The sequence below is a fragment of the Actinoplanes sp. NPDC051411 genome (assembly GCF_040682075.1).
Lineage (GTDB): Bacteria > Actinomycetota > Actinomycetes > Mycobacteriales > Micromonosporaceae > Actinoplanes.
Map to the genome: position 1 here is coordinate 24,849 of NZ_JBFBAD010000046.1, position 26,606 is coordinate 51,454.

A 26,606-nucleotide genomic window follows, 5' to 3' on the forward strand; every position below is an offset into this window, starting at 1 on the left:
CGGAGCCCCCGCGGGTAAGGTCGTCGTGATCGTCACCCAGGGTTGAACCAAACCCGGTCTCCTGCCGTGTACCCCAAGGCAGGTACGCAGCGGTGGTAAAGGAACCCGAGTTGTCATTCTTCACGAAGCCGCGCCGTGTCGGTGGCGCGGTGCTCACCACGCTCGCCGCGTTGTTGGTCCTCTCGGCGCTCATCGTGCCTGATCAGATCACGCGGCTCCCACCCGGAAACCCCATCGGCAACGCCCTCCTCCGGATCCCGATCGAGGGGCTGGTGGCGGCCGCGATTCTGATCGTGCTGCCGCCCCGGCCGCGCAAGATCGTGGCCGGCGTGCTCGGCTTCGTCCTGGGATTACTGACCGTAATCAAGATCGTCGACTTGTGCTTCTACTCGGTGCTGGCGCGCGAGTTCGACCCGGTGCTCGACTGGCCGCTGATCGGCGACGGCTACAGCTTCCTGCAGGACTCGATCGGCAAGACCCGCTCCCTGCTGGTCGCCATCGGGGCGGTCGTCCTGATCGTCGCCATCCTCACCTTCATGACCCTCGCGGTCATACGGCTCAGCCGGCTGTTCGGCGCCCACAAGCGGGCCACCGGCCACACCGTGCTCGCGTTCGCCGCGGCCTGGGTGGTCTGCCTGGTCCTCGGCGTACAGGTCGTCGGCGGCGTGCCGGTGGCCGCCTCCAGCGCCGCCGCCCTGGCCCGCGACACCGCCCTCAAGCTGCCCCAGGACATCAAGGATCAGAAGGCGTTCGAACGCGAGGTGCAGGTCGACGCGTTCAAGAACACCCCAGGCGACCAGCTGCTGACCGGGCTCAAGGGCAAAGACGTGATCGTCGGCTTCGTCGAGAGCTACGGCCGCGACGCGCTGGAGAACCCCGAGTTCAACACCCAGGTGCTCGGCCAGCTCGCCGGCGACCAGGGCAAACTGGCCGAGAAGGGCTTCGCGGCGGAGAGCGGGTTCCTCACCTCGTCGACCGCGGGCGGCGGCAGCTGGCTCGCCCACTCGACGTTCCTGTCCGGCCTCTGGATCGACAACCAGCAGCGCTACCAAAACCTGGTCGGCGGCGACCGGTTCACGCTGACCCGGGCGTTCAAGAAGGCCGGCTACCGCACGGTCGGCGTCGAGCCGGGCGTCACCTACGCCTGGCCGGAAGGCAACTTCTACGGCTACGACCAGGTGTGGGACTCGCACACGCTGGGCTACCACGGCCCGTCGCTGAGCTGGTCGACGATGCCCGACCAGTTCGTCCTCAAGCAGTTCGAAAACCTGGAGTACGCCAAACGCCAGGGCCCGCTGCTCGCCGAGATCACGCTGACCTCGAGCCACACCCCGTGGGCGCCGCTGCCCCAGACCCTCGACTGGAACCAGATCGGCGACGGCTCGGTCTACGGCCCGATGGTCGCCGCGGCCGAGGGCCCGGGCAAGCTGTGGCAGCACAACCACGACATCAAGGAGGCGTACGCGAAGTCGATCGCGTACTCCGTCGACACCCTGATCTCGTTCATCCAGAAATACGGCGACGACAACCTGGTCATGGTCTTCCTCGGCGACCACCAGCCGGCCTCGGTCGTGGTCGGCCAGAACGCCAGCCACGACGTCCCGATCACCATCGTCGCCAAGGACAAGTCGGTCTTCGACAAGATCGCGAGCTGGGGCTGGACCCAGGGCCTGACCCCGGCCCCGAACGCCCCGGTCTGGCCGATGAACCAGTTCCGTGACCGTTTCCTGACCGCCTTCGGCTCCGACGAGGCGGCAAAATAGAGTCGTCCGGCCGCGCCGGCTCCGCCAGGGCCGACGCGGCCGGATTCTCACAGTCGCGGCGTGCCGGCCTGACTTCGACCACGCCCGACTTCGACCACGCCCGGCCTCACCGGCGGGCTCGCGCGGCGAAGAAGATCGGGATTGCGGAGTAGACCGGTTGCTGGCGCGCCAGCAGCGCGCCCGCCGGGGGCTCCTCGATGAGTTCGAGGGTGAAGCCGCAGGCCGGCAGCGCGTTGAGGTAGGTCGCGAGCGTCCGGTGGTGGTTCCCGGCCCGGCGGACCCCCTGAGGCTTGGGCGACCTCCAGAAACGTTCGCCGAGGTAGTCGGTGATGAGCCGGCCGGGCCGCCCCTCCGCGGTCCGGACGGTTTGCGCGCCGGGAGCCAGGAAGCACGGGTGGGCGAGCACGAACACGAACGATCCGCCGGGCCGCAGAACCCGGTGGACCGCGGTGAGCGCGGCGGTCAGATCGGGGATGTCCATCAGGCCGAGCTGGCACGTCACGAGGTCGAACGCCGCGTCCGGCAGCGTACGCAGCGTCGCGGCGTCCTCGACCAGATAGACGATTCCCAGGGGATCGTTCGCCTCGTGGCGGCGGGCGGCCTCGATCATCTCCGGGGCGAGGTCGGCGCCGGTGACCGAACGCGCTCCGGCCCGCGCCAATGCCCGGCTGGCTATCCCCTGGCCGCAGGCGACATCCAGGACGTCCGAGCCGTGCACGGCGGGCGACAGGCGGACGGTGGTCTCGGCGGCGAGCTGATGCGGGCCGCTGCCCGCCTGCAGCAGCTCGTCGTACCACCCGGCGATCCCGGACCACGTCGCCGACTCTGACTCGGTGCTCATCGTTCTCCCCGCCTCGGCCCTGCCCGCCCATCATGCTCGTGCACGGACCGTGGGCCGAACGGCGGTGACGTGCGGGCCCTGGTCTACGTCGACGCGTTCCCCCTGAGCGCCAACACCACTCCGTCGGCGGTCGTGACTGATCGGTCAATGGGCGGCGGTCCCGGTCGTCAGCCCGGTGGCGGGTTCGAGGTCCGGGGCCGCCGCCGGGCGTACCGGCCGGGAGAGGAGCAGGCCGACGGCCGCGGTGGCCAGGCTCAGGGCGGCGGCCAGGGCCCACGCCCAGCGGAAGTCGTCGCTGGAGCCGGCGCCGATCCGGCTGCCGACGATGGTGACCAGCAGGGCGACGCCGATCGAGGCCGAGATCTGGCGGGCCGAGTTGACCAGGGCCGAGCCGGTCGCCGCGCGCGGGCCGGGCAGCGACTGCACGCCGGCCGCGATCAGTGTGCCCATGGCCAGGCCGACGCCGATGCCGCCGAGAATCATGCTGGGCAGCAGGTCGCGTGGGTAGTCGGGCCGCACCGAGAGGAACACGACCCGCCACAGCATGCCGGCCGCGAACAGCAGCCCGCCGACGGTGACGAAGCGGCCGTGGCCGAAGCGGTGAACCGCCTTGGTGGTCAGCACGGTGACGATCGGGACCAGGGCCGGGCCGGGGACGAGCGCGAGCCCGGTGCGCAGCGCGCTCCAGTGCCAGACCTCCTGGCACCAGAGGACGTTCGAGAGCAGCATGATCGCGAACGCCACGTTGAACGTGAGGGTGCCCAGGCCGGCGACGCCGAAGCGGGGGAGCCGCAGCAGGTGCAGTTCGAGCAGCGGGCGCGGGTGCCGCAGGGAGCGGAACCCGAACCACGCGCCGGCCAGCACGGCCAGCGCGGCCAGGCCCAGCGTGCCGGGGGAGACCCAGCCCCAGTCCGGCGCCTCGACCAGCGCGCCGGACAGGGCGGCCACGGCGGCGGTGATCAGCACGGCGCCGAGCGCGTCGGGCAGTCGCCCGGACTCGCGGGCCGCCGGGTGGGGCAGCGAGAGGCCGCCGAAGATCAGCGTGAGCACGCCGATCGGCAGGTTGACCACGAAGACCCAGCGCCAGTCGGCCTGCACCAGCAGGCCACCGAGCACGGGCCCCGAGGCGGCGGCCAGGCCACCGACCGCGGCCCACGAGCGGGTCGCGGTGGTGCGGCGGTCGGCGGGGACGGCGGCGAGCAGCAGCGCCAGCGAGGTCGGCAGCTGGGCGGCGGCGCCGATCGCCTGCACGATGCGGGCGGCGACGAGCAGGCCCAGGTTGGGGGCGAGGGCGCAGCCGAGCGACGCCACGGTGAAGACGGCCACGCCGGCCAGGAAGATCGGGCGCTGCCCGATCCGGTCGCCGAGACGTCCGGCGACGACCAGGAGGGCGGCCAGCGTTATCGCGTACGCGTTGAGCACCCAGCTGAGGTCGCCCAGCGTGGCGTGGAAGTCGCGTCCGAGGGCGGGCAGGGCGACGTTGACGATCCAACAGATCGAGGTTGGTCATGAAGACCGCGAGGGTGACCACGACCGTCGACACGCGGCGGTTTGAAAATCGAACTGGACGGCTCACGCCCGTACGATAACGAGGTTGGTTGGAAAATCAAACCGTGCGTGGCACGCTGAGCGGGTGATAGACCCTGCCTCCCTGCCCGGCCGGCCGTGTGCCGTCGCCGCCGCTCTCGAGCTGGTCGGCGAGCGCTGGGCGCTGCTCGCGGTGCGCGAGATCTCGTTCGGCAACCACCGCTTCAACCAGATCGCCCGTAACACCGGCGCCCCGCGCGACCGCCTGGCGGCCCGGCTGAAGGCGCTGGTCGAGGCCGGAGTTCTGGTCCGGGAGGACGGCTATCACCTGACCCAGGCCGGTCGCGAGCTCAGCCCGGTGCTGTGGGCGCTGCTCGACTGGGGCTCCAAATGGGCGGTGGCGCAGCCGACGATCCGGCTGCGCCACCATCACGATCACGATCTCCGGCCGCGTTCCGTCTGCACGGAGTGCGGCGAGGAGGTCGGGCCCGGCGAGATCACCCCGGTCAGCACGGTCGAGGGGTGGGGCCTGGCCGGGCCCGGCGAAACGAGCTAGCTACCCCAGCGTCCAGCTCTGGTTGGCGGTACCGCCGCAGGTCCAGATCTGCAGCTGGTTGCCGTCGGTCGTGCTCCAGCCGGTGTCGTCGAGGCACTTGCCGGAGCCCGAGTTGACCAGGCTGTTGTTCGCCCCGACGGTCCAGGCCTGGGCCGCGGTGCCGTTGCAGTCGTACAGCTGCACCTTGGCGCCGTTGGCCGTGCCGGCGGCCGCCACGTCGAGGCACTTGCCGAGCGCCTGGAACGTGTTGCCGCTGTGCGCCCACACCTGCGCGTTGGTGCCGTTGCAGGTGTAGAGGTCGACCTTGGTGCCGTTGGCGCTGGACGCCCCGGCGACGTCGACGCACTTGCCGCCGTAACCGTGGATCGCGGTGCCGCCGGCCGGCGGGGGCGGCGGCGTGGTCGTGCCGCCGCCGGTGATCGCCTTGAACATGTTGAGGAACTGGTAGTTGCTCTGCGGGATGCCGCTCTGGCCCGAGTTGTCGCGGCCGAGCGCCCAGAACGTCAGCTCCTGGATGCCGTTGGCGGCGGCGAAGCTCTCCAGTTCCTGACCGTCCTGGATGGTGAACGTCTCGACGCCGCCGTCGTTGACGCCGATCATCGGGCAGTTGCCCTCCATCGCCCAGAGCTGGGCCGACGTCTTGGTCGTCCAGATCTGGCCGAGCTGGCTGTGCAGGGCGTTGGCGGCGCTGATCGCGGCCTGGCCCATGTCCATGGCCGGGCCGTAGTCCATGGTCATGATGTCGACCAGGTTGACGTTCAGGTTGTGGCTCTTGGCGTTCTGCAGGATGCCGACGCCGCGGGAGTCCAGGCCGGTCGGGTCGACCGGGAGCGTGTAGTCGACCTGGAGGTTCTTGCCCTGGGCCGCGTACTGGGTCTGGAGGTTGGCCAGGGCCTGGTTGCGCCGGTCGTTGGCGGCGGTGTTGTCGAGAGTGCTCTCCTCGATGTCGAGGTCGATGCGGGTGAGGTTGAACTGGTCGATGACCTTCTGGTACTGCGCCTGCATCGAGGCGACCGTGGTGCACGAGGCGAGCTCGGAGCCCGACGCGCCGCCGAACGAGGCGATCACGTCGCCGCCGGCCGCCCGCAGGCTGTTGATGGCGTTGTTCCAGCCGGCGTCGGTGACCGGGGTGTCACCGTTGATGCTCGCGTTGCAGGTGCCCTGGCTGATGATGAAGGCCAGCGTGTAGTACTTGTTGCCGGTCGCGTTGTACGCGTTCATCAGGCTGGACGGGTCGTTCCACATCTCGGCGTAGGGCGCGGCGTAGTGCGCGGGGAAGCCGGGCCCGGGGTTGGCGGCGGCCGAGGCCGGACCCGCGGTGGCGGTGAGGATCGCCGCGGCAGCCACCGGAACGGCGGCGAGCAGCGTCTTGATTCGGGACATGGGGGTATCCCTTTCTGTTATGGACCGACCGTGAGGGGCTGCACGTTCGAAGCGGAGCTGACCTTGGCGCCGCTGTTGTTGATGATGTGGTTGATCGTTCCGGTCCCGCCGAGCGAGACGTCGATCATGTCGTGGAAGGTCGTCCCGGTCGCCGGGACCTCGATGCCGCGGTCGGCGACCACGCCCGGGTTGGTGCTGAAGTAGCAGTAGACGCCGGTGCCCCAGGCCTGATGCGAGGTCACCGAGTTGGCGACCTTGTAGGAGGGGTAGCCGAGCTCCCCGCCGCCGGCCGACCAGCTCGCGTTGTTGGGCACGTCGTACGGCATCTCGGACTGATAGAAGTACGTCCGCCCGCCGTTGCCGTTCCACAGTGTCTGGTACTGCTGGTAGTGCTCGACGGCCAGGCCGTACATCGTCACGTTGTTGCCGTTGACCACCAGCCCGTTGGCCGCGGTGTTGGTGTTCCAGCCGAACGTGTTGTTGTTGCCGTGGTCGGCCCGCCAGATCCAGTTGTCGCTGCCGATCGTGTCGGAGCTGTTGACCACCAGCGACTGGCTCGCCTTGCCGGCCACGTCGCCGCCGACTCGGAAGAAGACGTCCTGCAGCGCGATCGGGTTGGACGCGTGCGACGCCGACGAACCGGCCGGGCCGACCTGCATCAGCGTCTGGCTGTTGGTCGTGCCGGCGCTGATCAGCAGGCCGGCGACGTCGATGCCGTCCACGTCGGCGGTGGTGATCGCGGTGACGCCGTTGTCCGGCATGAACGTCGCCAGGCCGAGGCCGAGCACGACCGTGTTGGCCCGGGTGATGTTGATCGGCGCGTTGAGGTGGTAGACGCCCGGGGTGACCAGCAAGTTCTTGCCGGCCGCGAGGGCGGCGTTGATGGTCGCCGCGGTGTCGCCCGCCTTGACCACGTAGAACTGGGTGATCGGGATCGAGGTGCCCGCGGTGCTGCCGCCGGTCCAGGACGGCCCGCTGGCGTTGGTGCGCAGCGCCGGGACCATCACGTTGTAGAGGCCGGTGCTGTCGGTGTAGAGGTACGGCTTCTCGCGGTTGACCGGCGAGGCTCCCGTGTTGGTGCGGCTGGGGAACGACGTGCCGGGCACGCCGCCGGTGTCACCGGTGAAGACCAGGTTCCAGTTCGAGCCGGCGAAGCTGCCCATCTGGGTGTCCTGGAACAGGTACTGCTGCTGCGTACCGGAGTTGATCTGCCCGGAGATGCGGGAGTCGCCGATGTAGCCGCCGGACGACCAGTTGCTCGAGTTGTTGCCCGAGGTGTAGTCGTCGAGCGTCATGTTGCCGTGCACGTCGACCCGGCGGAACGGGTCGGCCTGCGAGACGGCGTATTCGAGCGTCCCCGAGCTCGGGGTGTCGGAGAGGTTCTCGACGTCGCGCCAGAAGTTCTGGGTCGCGTTGCCGCCCGACCAGGCCGCGTCGACGTGGATGCCGGCGCCGGTCAGCGAGACGTCGTCGGGGGAGGCGCCGAGGCCGGCGACCTGGGTGTAGAACCCGACCGGCACGTCCACGTTGTAGCTGCCCGGGGTGAACAGCAGCGCATAGCGGTTGGTGCCGAACTGGTTGCTCTGCTGCGAGCTGTAGACCGAGCTGATCGTTGACTGGATCGACGACTGCGACATCGACGGCGTGAAGATCTTGACGTTCGGGCCGAGGTCGGGGTTGTTCGGGTTGGTGGGCGGGGGCGTCGTGGTCCCGCCGCCGCCGACCGGGTTGAGCGTCCACGACTGGGCGGCGGTGCTGTTGCAGGCGTACTGCTGCAGCTGGACGCCGTCGTTGACCGACGCCGCCGGCACGTCCAGGCAGAGGCCGCTGTAGTGGCTGACGAAGTGGTAGGCGCCGCTGCTCTCCTGCACCGGCTGCCACTCCTGGCTGCTCCAGCCGCCGTTCGACCACAGGTGGATCTTCGCGCCGGAGGCGGTCGAGGGACCGACCACATCGACCGCCGGCTGGGGCGCGTTGTTGTTGACGATCACGTAGTAGCCGGCGTCGGTCGCGGGCAGGAGCTCCCACTGCTGGGCCGTGCTGCCGTTGCACGCGTACTGCTGGACGGCGGTGCCGTTGGCGGTCGAGGCGGCCGCGGCGTCGAGGCACTTGCCGCTGTTACCGCTGACGAAGGTAAAGAAGGTTCCGGTCGGTGGCGCGGCGGAGGCGCTGGTCGCGCTCGCCACGCCGACCAGCCCGGCGGCCAGGAGGCTCGCTCCGCCTATCGCGAGGAGCCTTACGGACTGTTTCATTTGCCCTCTCCACTGCAACGAAGGGGTTTGTTTCTGAAACAACACGCCTGGCGACGTGGCCGGGTGGGTCGGCGTCGGTCGTCACGAAACCGCTGCTGAGCTGCGTAGATGCATATGAAACCACTCTGCAACGCGTGTTTTTGTAAGGAAAGCATTGTGTTTCATCGATGTCAAGAAATCGAGCGCTATGCTCGGCCGATGAAGGGCGCGACCGTACGCCAGCTGGCCGCTCAGCTGGGCCTGTCCCCGGCCACGGTGTCGCGCGCCCTCAACGGGCACAGCCACGTGGCCGAGGCGACGCGGCGGCGGGTGCTCGAAGCCTTCTCCCGGCCGACCCCGAAAAACGGCCTCGTCTTCGTCCGCTGCCCCTACGAGCTGACCGACTACTTCGGACCGATCGTGTCCTCGGTCGGCGAGACGCTGCGGCTGCACGGGCGGGAGATGCTGCTCGACACGGGCGGCGCGAGCTACCACGACGACGTGCTGCGCCGGCTGCCGTCCCGGGGTGAAATCGCCGGGGCCGTCCTGATCCTGCCGCCCGAGGAGACGAGCGAGATCGAGTCCCTGCGCGCGTCCGGCACGCCGTTCGTGGTGATCGATCCGCGCGTCCGCGTGCCGAAGGACGTCCTGTCGGTCTCGGCGGCCAACTTCTCCGGATCCCGGGACGCGGCCGCCCATCTGGCCGCGCTCGGGCATCGCCGGATCGGGGTGATCTCGGCCGGTCCGGTGCTGGCGGCCGGGGAGGCGCGGCTGGCCGGTCACGCGTCGGCGCTGGCCCAGGTGGGCGCGCTGGTCGAGCCGGAACTGGTCCGCTACGGCGAGCCGATCGCGGCGACCGGAAACAAGGAGGGCGGGGAACTGCTCGACCTCGATCCTCGGCCGACCGCGATCGTGTGCTTCAACGACAAGGTCGCGGTGGGCGTACTTCAGGCCGCGGCCGACCGCGGCCTGAAGGTGCCTCAGAATCTTTCGGTGGTCGGTTTCGACGACATCGACCTGAGCCGGGCGACCACGCCGCGGCTCACGACGGTGCGACAACCGTTGCAGGAGATGGGACGGATGGCCGTGACCGCCCTGATGCGGGTGCTCGACGGGCACGAGGCCGAGGCGTTGCACATCGAGCTGGCCACCGAACTGGTGGTCCGGGACAGCACCGGGCCCGCTACTTGAGGAACCGCTTCAGGGCGTCGATGCGCAGGGCCCAGATGCGCCGCGACAGGGCGGCGTCGGTCGCGAACGTCTCCGCCGCGTGATAGCTGCCCGGGTGGATGTGCAGTTCGGTCGGCACGCCGGCCTGCATGAGCCGCTGGGCGAACGCGATGTCCTCGTCGCGGAACATGTCGACCGTACCGACGTCGATGAAAGCCGGCGGCAGGCCGGCCAGATCTTCCGCCCGGGTCGGCGCCGCGTAGTGGTCGGCCGGTTGCCCGCCCAGGTACCACTCCCAGGCCTGGATGTTGCCGGCGCGGTCCCAGATGCCGATGTCGACGATCTCCTGGGTGGAAGCCGTGGTGTTGGTGTCGTCGATCATCGGATAGATCGGCATCATGAACTTCAGGGCCGGGCCGCCGCGGTCCCGGGCCATCAGAGCCACCGCGATCGCGAGGCCGCCGCCCGCACTGCCGCCGTAGACGCCGAGCTTTTCCGGGTCGATGTTCAACGAGGAGGCGTTGGCGGCCATCCAGCGAAGGCCCGCGTAACAGTCCTCGGCCGGAGCCGGGTGCGGGCTCTCGGGGGAGAGGCGGTATTCGACCGAGACGACGACCGCGCCGGCCTCATCGCAGATCTTGGTGGCGACCGGGTCTTCGCCCTCGACGCTGCCGAGGATCATGCCGCCGCCGTGGATGAAATAGATGCCCGGCAGGGTCCCGGTCTTGTCGAGTGGCCGGTAGATGCGGACCGAGATGTCCGGCTCACCGTCCGGGCCGGGAATCGTGCGGTCCTCCTTGGCGACGTTCGGGTTGTCCGGCACCTCGATGCCGGAGAGCATCGCCTCGACGGTCGCCCGCCGCTGCACGATGTCGGGGATGGAGTTGAAGCCACCCGGAAGTGCCTCCAGAAGCTGGTTGAGCGGGACGGCCACCTCGGGGTCGATCAATTCGCGACGGGACATGTCATTCCTTTCAGACGGCGAGGGCGAAGCCCTCGTAACCCTTGGCCGCGACCTCGTCGCACTTCTTGCGGTATTCGCCCACCCCGCCCGCGTACGGCATGAACACGCGCGGCTTACCGGGCACGTTGGCACCCATGTACCAGGAGTTGGCCTTCGGATAGAGCGTGTGACTGGCGATCTCGTTGACGTGGTCGACCCAGGCGTCCTGGGCCTCGGCGGTCGGCTCGATCGTGGTCAGGCCCTGCTCCCGCAGATGCCCGATCGCGTCGGCCACGAAGTCGACGTGCTGCTCGATCGAGACGACCATGTTGGACAGCACCGAGGGGCTGCCCGGACCCGTGATCATGAACAGGTTGGGGAAGCCGGCCGAGCCGATGCCGAGATACGTACGCGGCCCGGCCCGCCAGGTCTCCCGCAGCGAGAGCCCGTCCCGGCCGCGGATGTCGACGTTGGTCAGCGACCCGGTCATCGCGTCGAAGCCGGTCGCGTAGACGATCGCGTCGAACTCGTACTCCCGCTCCGACGTGCGGATGCCCTTCTCGGTCACCTCGACCAGCGGCGTGCGCTGCAGATTGACCAGGTGCACGTTCGCCCGGTTGTAGGTCTCGAAGTAGTTCGTGTCGAGGCACGGCCGCTTGGTGCCGAACGGGTACTCCGGGCAGAGATCGTCGGCGACCGCCTGGTCCTCGACGATTTCGTGGATCTTGCGGTGGATCCAGCGCTTGGCGGTGTCGTTGGCGTCCTGGCTGACCGCGAGGTCGGTGAAGCTCGACAGCAGGTTGACCAGGCTGCCGCTCTCCCAGGCCGCTTCGTAGACGGCGTCGCGCTCGGCGTCGGCGACCTCGAGCGCCGACCGGGTCGGGATCGGCACCGGCACCCCGGCCCCGGATTCCCGCTGCTCCTGTCGGAACTCGGGGTAGCGGGCCTTCATGTCGGTGACCTCGTGCGGCCGCAGCTTGCGGTTGCGGGCGGGCAGCGAATAGGACGGCGTGCGCTGGAAGACGGTCAGGTCGAGGGCCTGCTCGGCGATCACCGGGATCGACTGGACGCCGGACGACCCGGTGCCGATGATGCCGACCCGCTGCCCGGTGAAGTCGACGCCCTCGTGCGGCCAGTGAGCGGTGTGATAGGTCGCGCCCTTGAACGCGGCCAGGCCGGGGATCTCGGGCATCTTCGACGACGAGAGGCAGCCGGTCGCCATGATGAAGTAGCGGGCGGTGACGGCCTCGCCGTACTCGGTGCGGATCAGCCAGTCGCGGGCGTCGTCGTTCCAGGTCGCGGCCGTGACCCGGGTGCGGAAGACGATGTCCTTGCGCAGGTCGAACCGGTCGGCGACGTGGCGGGCGTACCTGAGGATCTCGGGCTGGGTGGGGTAGCGCTCCTTCCACTCGAACTGCTGCTCCAGATCGGACGAGAAGGAGTACGAGTAGGCCAGGCTCTCCACGTCGACCCGGGCGCCGGGGTAGCGGTTCCAGTACCAGGTGCCGCCGACGTCGGTGCCGGCCTCGAAGACGATCGCCTTGAGGCCCATCTCGCGCAGGCGGTGGAGCAGATACATGCCGGAGAAGCCGGCGCCGACGATGACGGCGTCGGCGGTCTGAATGTCGGAGTCGGACATGCTGCCTCCCAGAGGGGGTGGGTACAGCCGGTGAAGAGGGCACCGCTCACCGTGATCAGACTCACAACATAGAATGCATTCTGCATCGAGTCAATTGTTTCTAACCTGTGAAACCGCAGGTAGTGGCGGCGCCCGCGCCACACCGCCTCAAAGGCCGCGCCGCTCTACGCGCTCAGTGGTATGTCAGCTCTCCGGCCTCGATCGGGGCGCTGACCCGGTTCTCCGGCGGCGCGAGCGGGCACAGCCACTCGTCGTCATAGGCGCAGGACGGGTTGTAGAGGTAGTTGAAGTCGAGGCGTACCCGCGACCCGCCGAGCACCTGCAGCCCGCGCCCGTGGGTGCCCTTGACCGTGTCGGTCAGATAGCGCCCGCCGCCGTACGTCCCCCGGCCGCTGGTGCCGTCCCGCACCGGCAGGAACAGGCCGCCGCCGTACGCCTGGATCCACCAGAGCGACAGCTCGCCGTAGGGCGTGTCGAGCACCCCGACCCGCTCGTAGTGCACCACGCCGTCCGGCCCGCCGGTGTCGATGTCGATCTCGCCCGGTTCGGGCCGCAGATCGACCTCGCAGACCGCGCCGTCGTCGGGCTCGAAGTAGCGCAGCCCCGCGAACCCGGCCCGCTCCCCGGCCGGGATCGCCGACTGCGGGTGCGTGCCGAACAGCTCGTCCCGCCGGGCCCGGAAGTCTTTCAGGTCGGTGGCGTCCAGATACATCCGGGCGGTCGCGGCGCGGAAGTCGGTGAGCTCGAGTGCCTCCATACCCCCAGGCTAGTCACGCCGCAGCCGGAAGGCCGTCACCTTGATCACTCCCCGGCCGAGGTGAGGCCGGCCGAGGTGAGGCCGGTTGAGGTCAGGATCGCCCAGCTGTGCCCCGGCACGGTCATCGGGCCGGGCTGATCCTCGCCCGATTCGGCCACTCGGAGATCAGAAGCCTCGATCGGGAACTTGTATTCGTCGTCGCCGACGTTGAGCAGCGCGAGCACCCGCTGGCCGGACCCTTCGGCGCTCAGCGCGACCGCCGTGTTGGTCAGATGCGCCGGAGTCAGCGCGGCCGACGCCAGCCACGGGTGCCGCCGGCGGAAGCCGATCAGCCGCTCGTGCAGGCGGTACGTCGGCCAGCCGTAGGGCGCGAGGTCGGCCGGCGACGCCGGAAACCGCGGGCGGATCGCGTCGTCGCCGCCGGAACGGTCCTCCTTGACGCCGCGGAACGCCTGCTCGTCGCCGTAGTAGACGCTCGGGACGCCGCTGGCCAGGAACAGCACGACCAGCGCGTGGGCCAGATGCCGGGGATCGTCGAGCCGGCTCGCGATGCGCGTCACGTCGTGGTTGCCGACGAAGGTCATCGGAAGGCCGAACGACGCGTGCCGTTCGAGCGCCCACGCCAGCTCGAAGAAGTTGCCGTCGTTGATGCTGCTCCAGATCGCCTTCCACAGCTCGTACTGGGTGATCGCGTCGAGGCCGCTCGCCTCCTGATAGGCGGCATAGTCACCCTGGATCATCTCGCCGACGAACCAGGCGGCCGGGTGCCGCTGACGCACGCGGTCCAGGGCGGCCTTCCAGAAGGCCGGCCTCACCGCGTACGCCGCGTCCAGCCGCCACCCGTCGGCCCCTCGGTCGAGCCAGTGCTCCATCACCTGAACCGTGTAGTCGAGCACCTCCGGCCGCGAGTGGTCGAGCTCCGGCAGCTCGTCGTGCCCCTCGAAGACCGTCCCGCTGAACCAGGAGGCGGGCGCCTGAAAATCGCGGCCCACGTGGTTGAACACGCCGTCCAACAGGATCCGCAGCCCCCTCGAACGGGCCGCCGACACCAGCGCGTCGAAGTCGGCCTCGTCGCCCAGCCGCGGGTCGATCCGGAAGTGGTCGGTCGTGTCGTATCCGTGGGTCGACGACGCGAAGATCGGCCCCAGTTGCAGTCCGTTGGCGCCCAGCTCGACCGCGTAGTCCAGCCAGTCGCGGATCGCGGGCAGCCGGTGCCCCGGCCCGGCCGTCAACGCGCCGGTGAAGCCCAGCGGATAGACGTGCCACCACACGGCGTACGGGACCCACGAATCCACGCAGGTCAACCTACACTCACGGAGGGTCCTCCGATGAGGGCCAGCTCCTGTTCGGCGGTGAAGGGTTCCTCGGCCGGCCCGCCGCGGGCCACATCCCAGGCCAGCACGTCGGCGGCGGTCTCGGCGGGCGGCCGCGTCGTCAGGCCGGCCGCCACGGCCCGGGAGTTGTCGACCAGGTTGGCCGCGGCCCACTCCGGGTCGCCGATCCACAGTGGTACGCCCATCCACGGGTCGACCTTCGCGGCCAGCAGGTCGGGCGTCGAGACCCAGACCAGGTCGGCCGACGGGTCCATCGCCGACAGCAGCTCACCGAAGGGCATGGGCGTCGTGACGACGTTGAAGACGCCGGACGGTGACCGGGACATCAGGAAACGGGCCAGGTCGCGGACGTCGATGAACTGCATCGGATCGTCGGGGGCGCCCGGGGCCAGCACCCGCCCGCCCCGGGCCAGGCGCCGGGGCCAGTAGGGGAAACGCTCGGTCGGATCGTGCGGGCCGACGATCAGGCCCGGGCGGGCGATGACCGCGCGCGGCCCGAAGACCGACAGGACGACCTGTTCGCAGGCGGCCTTGCGGCCGCCGTACGAGTCGTCGTCCAGGACGGCCGCGCCCTCGGCCGCCGGAATCGACTGGTCGGCGTAGACCGAGACCGAGGAGACGAAGACGTAGCGGTCGACCGAGTCGCGGAGCGCCGAGACCGAGAGCGAGACGACGGCGGGTTCGTAGCCGGCACAGTCGATCACCGTGTCGAACTGGCGGCCGGCCAGCGGCGCCAGGGAGACAGTGCGGTCGCCGATCACGGTTTCGACGTCGGGGTAGAGCGAAGGGGCGGTCCGGCCGCGGTTGAACAGCGTGACCGAGTGACCGGCGGCCAGGGCTTCGTCGACGACGGCACGACCGACGAACCGGGTGCCACCCAATACCAGCAAGCGCATGCGGCAGGAGGTTACTCAACGAGGCGCGGCAGTTCCAGATCCATCTCCAGCCAGTCGGCCAGGTCGCGGATCTCGGCGACGACCTCGTCCAGGGGGAGCGGCCCGTCCTGGTGGATCGCCGCGACGCGCAGCACATCAGACTTCCGGTCGGCGGTGGCGTCGACCTTGCCGAGCAGGCGGTCGCCGATGAGGATCGGCAGCGCGTAGTAGCCCCAGCGCCGTTTCGCGGCCGGCTTGTACATCTCCAGCTGGTAGTCGAAGTCGAAGAGGTCGGTCATCCGCTTGCGGTCGAAGATCAGGCGGTCGAGCGGGGACAGCAGCGCGACCCGGGGCGTGAACGGGACGCCGAGCAGGTCGGGGTCGACGCGCCACTGACCGCGTACGCCCGAGATGGTGGCCGGCTCGCCGGCCTCACCGACGCCGCCCGGCTCGACCTGGGTGTCCTGTCCTTTGGAGCGGGCCACGCCGAGCGAGCTCAGCCGCCGCGCGTCGCGCCGCCGCCGGGCCTCCTCCACCGGCACGGCCGCAAGCGCGGGGTAGACCCGGGAGGCCAGGTCGAACAGCTTGTCCGGCCCGCGCCGTCCACTGACCGCGACCTCGCCCCGCGCCACCATGAAGTCGAGCAGCCGGACCACGTTGCGGTCGTTGTTCCAGCCCGACGACTCCCACGGAACGACACAGGTGTCCGGAATGTCGCGCGAGGACAGCGGCCCGTCCGCCGACAGACGGGCCAGGATGTCGCGCCGGCAGGCGTCGTTCTGCTCGACCCACGCGGCCTGGGAGGCGCGCCACGCCGGGCCGTCGGCCGGCCACGCGGCCATCGAGGCCTGATAGAGCGGAAGGTCGGACGCCGGCCGGATCATGCCGCCGAGCTCGATCAACTCGCGGCGCTCCAGCAGGGCGGCCAGCGACGCCGGCTCATAACCCGACCCGAGCCGGCTCCACAACACCAGATCGGCACTCGGCGCGACGGCCGCGGTCTGGTCGTACTGGAGAAGGGTGAGGTCGTGCACGACCTCGACCACCGACGACGGCCGGGGCAGCGAGAGCAACTGGGCGTTGACCGCGATCCGCCGGGCGTCGGCGAGAGTCAACTCAAGCATGCGCGCCGGTACGCGTCGCCCCGGCGAGGAAGTGATCGGCCGCATCCTCGTACCGGAAAAGAGCCCAGCCCGCCTCGGCCAGCGACCGGCGCAGATTGGTCTCGTTGAGCGGCTCGTCCGGCCGCACCGTGCGGCCGTGGCGGGCCGCCAGCGCCGCCCGGCCGGAGGGATGGAAGATGATCAGCCGGCCGCCGGGCCGGGTCACCCGGGCGAGTTCGGCCAGCCCGGCGCCCGGATCGGGCAGGTGCTGCACCAGGCCGGCCGCGAAGACCACGTCGGCCGTCGCGTCGGCGATCGGCAGCCGCCGCGCGTCGCCCAGCACCAGGTCCGCGCACCCGTCGCGGCCCGCGGCGTGCGCCTGGGCCAGCATGTCGGGGGTGATGTCGATCCCGATCACCCGTCCGCCCGGGCCGACCGCCGCGGACAGGGCGGGCAACGCGCGGCCGGTGCCGCAGCCGACATCGAGGGCGAGATCTCCGGGTGCCAGGCCGGCGGCCTCGACCGCTTTCCCGTACGCCGGCAGATCGTCCCCGAACTTGGCGTCCCACCCGGCGGCCCGGGCCCCGAAGAACGCCCGGCTCTCGGTCAGGTACCACCTCTCGGGGTCGGCGAGCCGCGGATGCACGTGGCGGATCACCGGCCACATCGGATCGTGGTGGTCGATCACCACCTGGGCCCGCCGCTCTCCCTCGCCGTCGCCCAGCCGGCCCCGCGGCCCGCTGCGCAGATAGACGATGACCTGGTCGGCCGCGGGTTCGAGCACGTTGAGCGCCGAGTCGAAGGAGCCGCCGGCGGGCCCGGTCAGCCCGAGCACCGCGTCGACGCTCCAGGCCCGGGCCGAGGGCGGGAACGCGGCGGCGAGCCGAGCGGCGAACGCCGCGGCCGCGCCGTGATCCCCTCCGTCGACGATCACGGTGAGCGGGGCCCGCGGCGCGAGCACCTCGGCTAGGAATGCGGTGACCTCGGCGATCCGTTCCGGCACGCCCTCAGCATGCCGCCGAGCTTGTGATCAGTGCAACGGTTCCGCAACTGCGAGGCCCTTGTGCGTGTTGCCCTCGCAGGTGCGGTCCTAGAGTGGTGGTTGTGACGACGTACCGCATCGGCGAGGCGGCCGAACTGCTCGGCGTGAGTGTCGACACCGTGCGGCGCTGGGTGGACGCCGGCCGGCTCACCGCCGGGCGCGACGAGCACGGGCACCGCAGCATCGCCGGTGCCGACCTGGCCGCGTTCGCCCGGGACACGTCCGAGGAGCCCGACCCGGGCATCCGCCGGTCGTCGGCCCGCAACCGGCTGCGGGGCATCGTCACCGCGATCACCCGCGACTCGGTGATGGCGCAGGTCGACATCCAGGCCGGGCCGTTCCGGGTGGTCTCGTTGATGAGCCGGGAGGCCGTCGACGAGCTGGGCCTGGAGGTCGGTTCGACGGCAACCGCTGTGATCAAGTCGACCACGGTGGTCGTGGAGCGAGGGGACGACAGATGAAGTTCCGATTCGTGGCGGTGGCTGCCCTGGCCGCCGTCCTGATGACCTCAGCGTGCGGCGACTCCTCTTCTTCCCAGCCCAGTGGGGCCGGAGCTTCCCAGCCCAGTGGGGCCGGAGCTTCCCAGCCCAGTGGGGCCGGAGCTTCCCAGGCCGGCGGGGCCGGGGCGAGCGGCGGCTCGGCCGGGGTGACCGGCAAGATCACGGTCCTCGCGGCGGCCTCGCTGACCGAGTCGTTCAACCAGATCGGCAAGGACTTCCAGGCGGCCAACCCGGGCGCGACGGTCACCTTCTCGTACGCCGGAAGCTCCCAGCTCGCCCAGCAGATCACCTCGGGGGCCCCGGCCGACGTCTTCGCCTCGGCCAGCCCGGCCACCATGAAGACCGTCACCGACGCCGGCGACAACAACGGCACCCCGACCGTCTTCGTCAAGAACCAGCTGGTCATCGCGGTGCCGAAGGGCGACCCCAAGGGCATCCGGGCGCTGGCCGACCTGACCAGGCCGGGCCTCAAGGTCGCGCTCTGCGCCAAGCAGGTGCCGTGCGGGGCGGCCGCGCACACCGCGCTCGACGCGTCCGGCGTCAAACTCACCCCGGTCACCGAGGAGCAGGACGTCAAGTCGGCGCTGGCCAAGGTGAAGCTGGGCGAGGTCGACGCGGCCCTGGTCTACCGCACCGACGCCCACTCCGACGCCACCGACGTTGACGGCATCGAGTTCCCCGAGTCGGCCAAGGCGATCAACAACTACCCGATCGTCGCGCTCAAGGACGCCCCGAACCCCTCGGGTGCGGCCGCGTTCGTCGCGTTCCTGCAGACCCCGGCCGAACTCAAGGTCCTCTCGGACGTCGGGTTCCAGCAGCCCTGAGCAAGCGACAGTTCTCCCGAGTCCCGCTGGCCCTGGCGATTCCCGCGATCGCCGGGCTGGCGTTCCTCGTGCTGCCCCTGGCCGGGCTGCTGGTGCGGGCGCCCTGGTCGACGCTGCCGTCGCGGCTCGCCGACCCGGCCATCGTGGCCGCGCTCCGGCTCTCGCTCGTCACGGCGACGCTGGCCACCGGCGTGAGCCTGGTCCTCGGCGTACCGCTGGCCTGGGTGCTGGCCCGCACCGACCTGCCCGGCCGGCGGTTCGTGCGGGCGCTGGTCACCGTCCCGCTGGTGCTGCCGCCGGTGGTCGGTGGCGTGGCACTGCTGCTGGTCTTCGGCCGCAAGGGCCTGCTCGGTGCCTGGCTCGACGCGCACTTCGGCATCACGCTGCCGTTCACCACCGCGGGCGTCGTCGTCGCGGAGGCGTTCGTGGCGATGCCGTTCCTGGTGATCAGCGTGGAGGGCGCGCTGCGGGGTGCCGACGCCCGCTACGAGGAGGCCGCGGCGACGCTCGGCGCGAGCCGCTGGACGGCCTTCCGCCGGGTGACGTTGCCGCTGGTCACGCCCGGCATCGCGGCCGGGGCGGTGCTGTGCTGGGCCCGGGCGCTGGGCGAGTTCGGCGCGACGATCACGTTCGCCGGCAACTTCCCGGGCCGCACCCAGACGATGCCGCTCGCGGTCTATCTCGCGCTCGAGCAGGACCTCGACGCGGCGATCGTGCTCAGCCTGGTGCTGCTCGTCGTCTCGGTGGTCGTGCTGGCCTCCCTGCGCGACCGGTGGATCACCCCATGAGCCTTCAGTCGCGCCTCGTCGTGCGCCGCCAGGACTTCACCCTCGACATCTCCCTGTCCGCCGACCCGGGCGAGGTGGTCGCGCTCCTCGGCCCGAACGGCGCCGGCAAGACGACCGCCCTGCGCGCGCTGGCCGGCCTGATCGGCCTCGACGACGGGCACATCACCCTCGACGGCGTCGATCTCGGCCGGCTGCCGACCGAGAAACGCCGCATCGGCGTCGTCTTCCAGGACTACCTGCTCTTTCCGCACCTGTCGGCCCTCGACAACGTCGCCTTCGGACCCCGCTGCCGCCGCGTTCCGCGACGGCTGGCGCGGGAACAGGCTTCCGAGTTGCTCACCCGGGTGGGTCTCGCCGATCACGTACGCAAGAAGCCGCGCCAGTTGTCGGGCGGCCAGGCCCAGCGGGTCGCCCTGGCGCGGGCACTCGCGGCCGAGCCGAGGCTGCTGCTGCTCGACGAGCCGCTGGCCGCCCTCGACGCCCGCACCCGCCTGGAGACCCGGGCCCAGCTGCGCGGCCACCTCGCCTCGTTCCCCGGCGCGACCATCCTGGTCACCCACGACCCGCTCGACGCGCTGATGCTGGCCGACCGCCTCGTGGTGGTCGAGGACGGCCGCGTCGTCCAGACCGGCGACGCCGCCACGATCACCGCCCAGCCCCGCACCGACTACGTGGCCCGGCTGGTCGGCCTCAACCTGTACCGCGGCCGGGCCGACGGCACCGCGGTGGTCGTGGCCGACGACTTCACCCTGGTCACCGCCACCCCGCAGCAGGGCGACGTGTTCGTGGCCTTCCGCCCGGCCGCGGTCGCCCTGTTCCCGACCCGCCCGTCGGGCAGCCCCCGCAACACGTGGCCGGCCACCGTCTCCACGGTCTCCCGCCACGGCGACGCCCTGCGCATCGAACTCTCCGGCCCGATCCAGGTCGCCGCCGACGTCACCCCGGCCGCCGCGGTCCAGCTCGACCTGGCTCCGGGCCGCGAGATCTGGGCCGCGCTCAAGGCGACCGAGGCAACCGCCTACCCGGCCTGACCACGGTTCATCGAGCCGGCGATGCGGGCGCTCGGCGAGAAATGCGCCTGACCTGGGGTACGGCGGGCGCGCCGCGCCTCATGCGGGAGTCACTGGCCGAATGAGCCGAGGTGCTCGATCTCGTCGGTCAACAGGCGGGTGACCCGGTCGTGGCGGTCGCGGCCGATTCCGCGGGACGGGGCCTCGGCGAGCATCAGCACGTAGAGGTGCAGGCGGTAGAGGGCGAGCCGGATGCGGGCCGACCGGTCGAAGTGGGTGAGGCCGTAGCCGCGCAGAAACGGGTGGCCGGGCGTGTCCTCGATGCGGCGGAACAGGGCCGGAGAGACCAGGTCGAGCAGCGGGTCGCCGTAGAGGTAACGCTCGCCGTCGACCAGGCCGGTCAGCTCGCCCGACGGGCCGGCGAGCACGTTGCCGTCCCACAGGTCGAAGTGGAGCAGGGCGGGCCGGGTCACCTCGGCCAGCACGCTCGCGTGCCGCTCGACCACGCCGTCGAGCGGCGGAAGCGGTACGCCCCAGGCCGCCGCGTCAGCCCGCAACGCGGCCACCATCGCGACGAAAGCGGTCGGCCAGTCGGGCCCGCAGGCGCGCTCGCCGGCTGCCTCGGAAGCGGGGGCGCGGTGTGAGCGGGGACCGGGCGGTGCGGCGGGCGCGGATTCGGGGTGGGAGCGGGGGCGGGGCGGTGCGGTGGGCGCGGGTTCGGGGTGTGAGCGGGGGCGGGGCGGTGCGGCGGGCGCGGATTCGGGGTGTGAGCGGGGGCGGGGCGGTGCGGTGGGCGCGGGTTCGGGGTGTGAGCGGGGGCGGGGCGGTGCGGCGGGCGCGGATTCGGGGTGTGAGCGGGGGCCGGGTGGCACGGCCGGGTCGGAGACGTAGCCGAAGTGCGGGCCGGTGACGCGGTGAACGGACGCGACGACGGCGCCCAGCTGCGAGCGGGCCCGGGGCGAGTCGGCTGAGGTCAGGGGGCGTCCGGGCAGGAGCGTGGTCACGATCCAGTCGTCGGAGGCGGCCAGCACCGACGGCACCGGCGCGCGGTCGGCGACCAGACGGAAGTACTCCGCCTCGCGACGGAGCAGGCCACGCTCGTACGAGAGCAGGCGAGCCGTCGGCGGCGGCCCGACCTTGACCACCACCTGGCGGCCGTCGGGGAGCGTAGCTCGCCAGACGGCCGCGAATCCGCCGCCGCTCAGCTCGGCCGCGTCGACAACCGGCGAGCCGAGAATGTCCTGAATGTCGGCTGGGGACAGGGCGCGCTGCGTGGGGCTGCGCATCGGCTAGATGGTCAGCGGGGAGAGGCGCAGCGCGTGGTCGCCGAAGGTGCGATAGCGGCGCAGCGCCAGGAACAGCCAGCCCAGGCTCAGCACGCCCAGGATGATGAAGGCGGCCAGGCCGGCGAACGTGTCCCACGCCGTGTGCAGCACGACCGCGCCGGCGAAGGTGGCCAGCAGCTCCAGGAAACGCTTGCCGGTCGGGGTCGCGATGAACGCCCACAGCGCGCCCGCGGTCAGGCCGGTCCACGCGGTGTGCCCGGCCGGGGAGGTGAGCCCGCGCAGGAACAACGTCTGCTCGACCGCGCCGATGTTGCCCTGCGACTGGATCAGCGCGGTGAACGCGTAACCCATCGTTTCGAGCGCCGCGAAGCCCATGCCCGAGGCGACCCCGATGATCAGGCCGTCGGAGGGGAGCCGGCGCTCGTGGCGGGCCAGAATCGTGAAGAGCAGCGCGATCGGGACGATCAGCTTCGCCGCCTCCTCGATCACCGCGACCAGCACGAGCGGCAGCATGCCCAGGTCGCGGAGCGAGTTGTATTCGAGCGTGCCGGCCACGACGATGCCGATCACGCCGCCGAAGAACGCCGACACCGCCAGCGCCGACGACGGCACCTGCCAGCGGCCGGTGCGGGCCTGGGCGAAGGTCAGGAAGGCCAGCGGGATGACGGTGGCGCCGAGCAGGATGAGGGCCGGCACGAAGTTCGGGTTCTGCGTGTGGACCAGGGTCCGCAGGACCACGACGTAGAGGATCAACCCGATGATCAGGACACCGAGCCAGGCCCAGCGACGGGAGTGATCGCGCATGTCGGGGATCCTCCCATCGCCGGAGCCATTGCTCAATGTGCGGCTACCATCACCCGTTCGTCGGCGGCGAACTCCTCGGCCGGCATCCGGTGGGGGCGCACGACGAGCCAGAGCACCAGGTTGGCCGCGACGGTGCCGGCCAGCACGACGGCGGCCATCGCACCGGCGCCGGAGCCGAGAACGCCGACCAGCGGGGCCGATACCGCCCCGACTCCGAACTGGACCGCGCCGAGCAGCGCCGCCGCGGTGCCGGCCGCCTCGCCGTGCCGCGAGAGGGCGAGCGCGGGCGCGTTCGGCATGGCCAGGCCGACCGCGGTCAGCACCAGCCAGAGCGGCACCAGCACGCCGATCAGCCCGCCGATGCCGGTCGCCGCGAAGAAGACCAGGGCCAGCGCGAACACCAGCGTGCCGATCAGGGAACCGGCGAGGATGCGCTGCGGCGCCCAGCGCCGCAGCAGGCGGAGATTCAGCTGGGTGGCTCCGATCAGGCCGATGGCGCCTGCGGCGAAGACGTACGCGAACTCCTGCTCGCTGAGCCCGAACTGGTTCTCCATCACGAAGCTCGACCCGCTCACATAGGCCAGCAGGGCGGCCAGCGCCAAGCCGTTGACCAGGATCAAACCCACGTATGCCCGGTCGGTGAACAGCCGCCCGTAGTCGCGGACCGTGCCGGACACGCCGCCGTTGCGCCGCCGTGACCGGGGCAGCGTCTCGGGCAGGAACAACGCCGTCCCCGTCATGATGAGCACCCCGATCAGCGTGAGCACCACGAAGACGCCGCGCCACGAGGTCCAGGTGAGCATCGCGCCACCGATGGTCGGGGCGAGGATCGGCGACACCCCGATGACCAGCATCAACCGGGAGAGGATGCGGGCCGCGGCCATGCCCTCGAACAGGTCACGGACGACCGCCATGGCGACCACCGAGGCGGCCGCCGCGCCCAGCCCCTGGAGCACCCGGAGCGTGCCGAGCACGGCCAGGTTGGGGGCGACCACGCAGAACACCGAGGCGAGCACGTGCACGCCGATGCCGATCAGCAGGGGCAGCCGGCGGCCGAACGCGTCGGAGAGCGGGCCGATCAGCAGCTGCCCGAGCCCCAGCCCGACCAGCGTGCCGGTCAGGGTCAGCTGAACGGCCGCGGCCGACGTGTGCAGCTCACCGGTGATCGTGGGCAGCGACGGAAGGTACATATCGATGGTCAGCGGGCCGAGGGCGGCGAGCAACCCGAGCACCAGCACCAGCCCGAGGCGGCGCCGGGCGGTCAGGAACCCGCCGGAAAGTTGATCGGTCACACCCGCGACAAGTCGGTTGCCGCGGGTGTTCTTCCCGATGATCAGGCGTTCGTTGCGGTGCTCACACCCGGTGCTGTTCTCGACCGGATGCCGGGAATCGGCTTGCTTATTTCTCCACGAACTTCTTGAGTGCCGCTACGTACGCGCGGTCGCTGATGCTCGTGTAGAGGTTGTGGTCGCTGCCCAGCAGCACGACCGTCGGGCACGAACGGTCGTCGCCGGTGATCTTCTTCGTGAACAGCTGCTTGCGCGTCGCCGTCTCGAAGAGCGTGAGCTGGTAGGTGCCGACCTTGAGCGGCAGCGAGTCGGGCTTCGGGTCGTCGAACTTGCAGGTCTTGACCTTGGCGCCGCTGCTGACCAGGTCGACGCAGGCGGTCAGCTGCACCTTGGTCGGGTGGAAATAGACGTTCCAGGCGTCGGTGCGGCTCTTCGCCGAGGAATAGCCCACGTCATAGACCGACGCCGGGATCCGGCTGTCCATGTCCTTGCGGTCCTTGAGCATGATCGCGATCGGGTGCGGCGCCTTGCCCTGGTACTTCGGCGACTGCGGAAAGTACATCTCCTGGTCGCAGACGTTGTCGAGGTCGTTGATGTCCTTGACCCCGTCGGGGCTGGCCTGCGGTCCGGCCAGCGCGCCCGAGCTGTCGTCGTCGTCGAGGCCGGGGATGGTCGGCTCGTCGGTCGGGAACCGCGGGAAGGTCGGCTGGTAGGCCGGGTCGGCGCTGCTCGACGAGTCGTCCGAGCGGAGCACGCTGACGCCGACCGCACCGATGCAGCCGAGCAGCACGACCGCGAACACCGCGATCGCGGCGATCAGGCCGCCGGAGACGCCGCCCTTCTTCGGCGGTTGGGGCCAGCCCATGCCGGGCGCCGGCGGAGGGAACCCGCCGGGCGGGACCGGGCCCTGGTAAGAGGTGGGGAACGGGCCGGCCGCCGGAGCGCCCGGCGCCTGCCAGGGGTTGAGGGGCGGCACGATCGGCGGCGGCCCGCCCGGCATCCCACCCGCCGGCGGCACCGTCGGTGCGCCACCCGGTGACGGCGGCCCGGCCGGCGCGCCGCTGGACGGCGACGACGCGGGCGGCGACGGCCACGCGGGAGCACCACCGGCCGGCGGCGGAGTGGTCGGCGGCCCGGCCGACGCGCCGCTCGCGGGGAACGGGGTGGTCGGTGGCTCGGCGGACGCGCCGCTCGCGGGGAACGGGGTGGTCGGTGGCTCGGCGGACGCGCCGCTCGCGGGGAACGGGGTGGTCGGTGGCTCGGCGGACGCGCTTCCCGGCGGCGGCGCGAACGGCGATGGCCCGGCCGGCGACGCCAGCGGGATCGCGGCCGTCGGATCGGCGGCCGGCGTTTCCGCGGTGGCAGGCGCGGCGGTCGGGTCGGCCGGCGGCGCGACGGCCTCGGTGGCCGGCGGCGCGACGGCCTCGGTGGCCGGCGGCGCGACAGCCTCGGTGGCCGATGGCGCGGCGCTCTCGGAGCCGGGTGGCGTGGCATCCGCCGAAGCCGGCGGCCGGGCGGCGGCGCCGGAAGAGTGGGCAGCGTCGGAGGGGGTGGGCTCCGACTGCGGCGTGGGTTCGTTCGGCATGGAAGGCGGTTCCCCCGGTTACGAGCGCGATTCGTGAACCGGCACTGTATCCAACGATCGCTATGCGCGGTGACCCGATTTGCCGCCCGCGAACCGGGTCACCGCGCTGCCCCTCAGAAGGCGGTCATAGTGATCCCGGCGCTGGTCGGCGCCGCGTCGTGCACCAGCGATTCCTGGTTCTGCACATCGTCGAAGGCGAACGCGTACGCCTTACCGTCGGCCATGTTCTCGTGGATGGCTTTCGCGTAAACGTTGGGTGTGCTGTTGCGGTAGAAGTCGGCCGCCGTCCCGCCCGGCTGGGTGTCGAGGACGCCGAGTGTGCCCCTCTGCAGCGCGGCGCACAGTGTCCGCGCGATCGGCCCGACCACCTGGTCGTTGGGCGCCGCGAGAGCACCGTCACAGCCCCACACGTCGGCGGTCGACGGCTTGTTGAAGGTCGCGACCGTAGCCCCGGTCGAATCGGTGAAGGAGAGAACGTCTCCGGCGGGGTGACCGGCAAAGCGAACCGACGGCTGGTCAGCGAACGGCACTACCGTGACCGGTGCCGCCCACGCCGACGAGATGTACGAGTCGTAGTACGTAGGGCTCATCAGGCCCGCGTCCGCGGCCTTGCCCGGGGAGAGGATCCGCAGCACGGTCCCGTCCGAACCGGTCACGACCGAGCGCGCGAAGTCACCCGCCCCCTTCACCTCGTCGATGATCTTCTGCCGCCCGCCGGTGACCGGCGCCCCGGTGGAGGAAGTGCCGGCGGATGAGGTGACGCTCACCTCCTGCGGCACCGCGAACATGTCGACCTGCGTGCTGTTGAGGAAGATCCCGCCGTCGTTGAGCGTGAACTCGCTCCAGTCGAACAGGATGTTCTGGTTGGGGTCGCCGGCCGCCCAGGGCGCCGGCTGCACCAGTCCGTCGGTCGTCAGCTTGAACACCAGCTTCTGGCCGAACGACTCGTAGATCCGGCCGGACATGTTCCGTGGGATCTGGATCGTCGTGCCGGCGCCCGAGGACGGCCCGGGGATCGACACGTCGGGCGCCGGCACGGGCGTCGCCGCGCCGCCGGTCCACGCGGTGAACTGGCCGGAAGCGTTCGCGTACCCGAGTTTGCCGGTCGTCAGGTCCGTACCCAGCACGTACAGGAAGACGGCGTCGCCGCGGCCGGTGTGGTTGGTGACGGTGAACGGCAGCGGCGATTCGTCGGCCGAGGCCGGCAACGCGAACCAGGCGGCCGTCGCCGCGGCGAGAACGGCCAGAGCGGTCAGGATCTTCGTTTGCTTACGGCGCATCGTCGAACTGCCTCCAACAATTTGGGGATGTCCCCCATCGTTCGAAGCGGTAGGACGATGCGCCCAGCCAAAGCCG

24 protein-coding genes are annotated in these 26,606 nt (G+C 71.0%); 8 read left to right on the plus strand and 16 right to left on the minus strand.

What is annotated here, in order from left to right; all coding sequences use genetic code 11:
• Positions 1 to 110: 110 nt before the first annotated feature.
• Positions 111 to 1,763, plus strand: coding sequence for a sulfatase-like hydrolase/transferase (locus tag AB0M88_RS24970; RefSeq protein WP_364106113.1), 1,653 nt, complete (start codon positions 111 to 113; stop codon positions 1,761 to 1,763).
• 106 nt (positions 1,764 to 1,869) lie between these two features.
• On the opposite strand, the gene AB0M88_RS24975 is transcribed toward AB0M88_RS24970, so the two are convergent.
• Positions 1,870 to 2,604: a class I SAM-dependent methyltransferase gene (locus AB0M88_RS24975; RefSeq protein ID WP_364106115.1), complete on the minus strand. Its 735-nt coding sequence runs from the start codon at positions 2,602 to 2,604 to the stop codon at positions 1,870 to 1,872.
• Positions 2,605 to 2,748: 144 nt separating this feature from the next.
• Complete coding sequence (locus AB0M88_RS24980; RefSeq protein WP_364106214.1) at positions 2,749 to 4,101, minus strand: MFS transporter; 1,353 nt, start codon at positions 4,099 to 4,101, stop codon at positions 2,749 to 2,751.
• Between the two features lie 136 nt (positions 4,102 to 4,237).
• Between AB0M88_RS24980 and AB0M88_RS24985 the strand changes: the two genes are divergently transcribed.
• Positions 4,238 to 4,687: a helix-turn-helix domain-containing protein gene (locus AB0M88_RS24985; protein WP_364106117.1), complete on the plus strand. Its 450-nt coding sequence runs from the start codon at positions 4,238 to 4,240 to the stop codon at positions 4,685 to 4,687.
• Here the strand turns inward: AB0M88_RS24985 and AB0M88_RS24990 are convergent, their stop codons facing one another.
• Positions 4,688 to 6,070, minus strand: a complete 1,383-nt coding sequence (locus tag AB0M88_RS24990; RefSeq protein ID WP_364106119.1) for a ricin-type beta-trefoil lectin domain protein — start codon at positions 6,068 to 6,070, stop codon at positions 4,688 to 4,690.
• A 17-nt stretch (positions 6,071 to 6,087) separates the two neighbouring features.
• The gene (locus tag AB0M88_RS24995; RefSeq protein WP_364106121.1) at positions 6,088 to 8,322 is read right to left on the minus strand and encodes an RICIN domain-containing protein; all 2,235 of its coding nucleotides are present in this window, start codon (positions 8,320 to 8,322) and stop codon (positions 6,088 to 6,090) included.
• 198 nt (positions 8,323 to 8,520) lie between these two features.
• On the opposite strand from AB0M88_RS24995, the gene AB0M88_RS25000 reads away from it, so the two are divergent.
• Positions 8,521 to 9,492, plus strand: a complete 972-nt coding sequence (locus tag AB0M88_RS25000) for a LacI family DNA-binding transcriptional regulator (protein ID WP_364106123.1) — start codon at positions 8,521 to 8,523, stop codon at positions 9,490 to 9,492.
• On the opposite strand, the gene AB0M88_RS25005 is transcribed toward AB0M88_RS25000, so the two are convergent.
• From AB0M88_RS25005 to AB0M88_RS25035, 7 genes are all read right to left on the minus strand, one after another.
• Complete coding sequence (locus AB0M88_RS25005) at positions 9,485 to 10,435, minus strand: alpha/beta hydrolase (RefSeq protein ID WP_364106125.1); 951 nt, start codon at positions 10,433 to 10,435, stop codon at positions 9,485 to 9,487. The two genes, AB0M88_RS25000 and AB0M88_RS25005, sit on opposite strands and share 8 nt — an antisense overlap.
• Positions 10,436 to 10,445: 10 nt before the next feature.
• On the minus strand, positions 10,446 to 12,053 hold the full coding sequence (locus AB0M88_RS25010) for an NAD(P)/FAD-dependent oxidoreductase (RefSeq protein ID WP_364106127.1): 1,608 nt from the start codon (positions 12,051 to 12,053) through the stop codon (positions 10,446 to 10,448).
• Positions 12,054 to 12,225: 172 nt separating this feature from the next.
• Positions 12,226 to 12,810: a DUF1684 domain-containing protein gene (locus AB0M88_RS25015; RefSeq protein ID WP_364106129.1), complete on the minus strand. Its 585-nt coding sequence runs from the start codon at positions 12,808 to 12,810 to the stop codon at positions 12,226 to 12,228.
• 44 nt (positions 12,811 to 12,854) lie between these two features.
• A complete protein-coding gene (locus tag AB0M88_RS25020; RefSeq protein ID WP_364106131.1) occupies positions 12,855 to 14,105 on the minus strand; it encodes an alpha-amylase family glycosyl hydrolase in 1,251 nt (416 codons plus the stop codon).
• Between the two features lie 5 nt (positions 14,106 to 14,110).
• Entirely contained in the window at positions 14,111 to 15,040 is a 930-nt protein-coding gene (locus AB0M88_RS25025) for an NAD-dependent epimerase/dehydratase family protein (RefSeq protein WP_364106133.1), read from the minus strand.
• 11 nt (positions 15,041 to 15,051) lie between these two features.
• Entirely contained in the window at positions 15,052 to 16,143 is a 1,092-nt protein-coding gene (locus tag AB0M88_RS25030) for a crosslink repair DNA glycosylase YcaQ family protein (protein WP_364106135.1), read from the minus strand.
• The gene (locus AB0M88_RS25035) at positions 16,136 to 17,125 is read right to left on the minus strand and encodes a methyltransferase domain-containing protein (protein WP_364106137.1); all 990 of its coding nucleotides are present in this window, start codon (positions 17,123 to 17,125) and stop codon (positions 16,136 to 16,138) included. Before AB0M88_RS25035 ends, AB0M88_RS25030 begins: the two co-directional genes overlap by 8 nt.
• Before the next feature lie 101 nt (positions 17,126 to 17,226).
• Here AB0M88_RS25035 and AB0M88_RS25040 point away from each other — a divergent pair, with 101 nt between their 5' ends.
• From AB0M88_RS25040 to AB0M88_RS25055, 4 genes are read left to right on the plus strand one after another with little or no spacing between them, the layout of a single operon-like run.
• Positions 17,227 to 17,625: a TOBE domain-containing protein gene (locus AB0M88_RS25040; protein WP_364106139.1), complete on the plus strand. Its 399-nt coding sequence runs from the start codon at positions 17,227 to 17,229 to the stop codon at positions 17,623 to 17,625.
• Positions 17,622 to 18,488, plus strand: a complete 867-nt coding sequence (gene modA, locus AB0M88_RS25045) for a molybdate ABC transporter substrate-binding protein (protein ID WP_364106140.1) — start codon at positions 17,622 to 17,624, stop codon at positions 18,486 to 18,488. Before AB0M88_RS25040 ends, modA begins: the two co-directional genes overlap by 4 nt.
• A complete protein-coding gene (locus AB0M88_RS25050) occupies positions 18,485 to 19,276 on the plus strand; it encodes an ABC transporter permease (protein ID WP_364106216.1) in 792 nt (263 codons plus the stop codon). The genes modA and AB0M88_RS25050 overlap by 4 nt, the downstream gene beginning before the upstream one ends.
• Entirely contained in the window at positions 19,273 to 20,307 is a 1,035-nt protein-coding gene (locus tag AB0M88_RS25055; protein ID WP_364106142.1) for an ABC transporter ATP-binding protein, read from the plus strand. Before AB0M88_RS25050 ends, AB0M88_RS25055 begins: the two co-directional genes overlap by 4 nt.
• An 89-nt stretch (positions 20,308 to 20,396) precedes the next feature.
• On the opposite strand, the gene AB0M88_RS25060 is transcribed toward AB0M88_RS25055, so the two are convergent.
• From AB0M88_RS25060 to AB0M88_RS25075, 4 genes are all read right to left on the minus strand, one after another.
• Complete coding sequence (locus AB0M88_RS25060; RefSeq protein ID WP_364106144.1) at positions 20,397 to 21,572, minus strand: phosphotransferase; 1,176 nt, start codon at positions 21,570 to 21,572, stop codon at positions 20,397 to 20,399.
• Positions 21,573 to 21,575: 3 nt separating this feature from the next.
• Positions 21,576 to 22,376, minus strand: coding sequence for a PrsW family intramembrane metalloprotease (locus AB0M88_RS25065; protein WP_364106146.1), 801 nt, complete (start codon positions 22,374 to 22,376; stop codon positions 21,576 to 21,578).
• A gap of 32 nt (positions 22,377 to 22,408) precedes the next feature.
• Entirely contained in the window at positions 22,409 to 23,668 is a 1,260-nt protein-coding gene (locus tag AB0M88_RS25070; RefSeq protein ID WP_364106148.1) for a multidrug effflux MFS transporter, read from the minus strand.
• A gap of 106 nt (positions 23,669 to 23,774) precedes the next feature.
• Positions 23,775 to 24,530: a hypothetical protein gene (locus tag AB0M88_RS25075; RefSeq protein ID WP_364106150.1), complete on the minus strand. Its 756-nt coding sequence runs from the start codon at positions 24,528 to 24,530 to the stop codon at positions 23,775 to 23,777.
• Between the two features lie 52 nt (positions 24,531 to 24,582).
• Between AB0M88_RS25075 and AB0M88_RS25080 the strand changes: the two genes are divergently transcribed.
• Positions 24,583 to 25,287 carry a hypothetical protein gene (locus tag AB0M88_RS25080; protein ID WP_364106152.1) on the plus strand — a complete coding sequence of 235 codons (705 nt, stop codon included), beginning with the start codon at positions 24,583 to 24,585 and terminating at the stop codon, positions 25,285 to 25,287.
• A gap of 76 nt (positions 25,288 to 25,363) precedes the next feature.
• Here AB0M88_RS25080 and AB0M88_RS25085 read toward each other — a convergent pair whose 3' ends face one another.
• The gene (locus tag AB0M88_RS25085) at positions 25,364 to 26,530 is read right to left on the minus strand and encodes a beta-1,3-glucanase family protein (RefSeq protein ID WP_364106154.1); all 1,167 of its coding nucleotides are present in this window, start codon (positions 26,528 to 26,530) and stop codon (positions 25,364 to 25,366) included.
• Between the last annotated feature and the right edge of the window lie 76 nt (positions 26,531 to 26,606).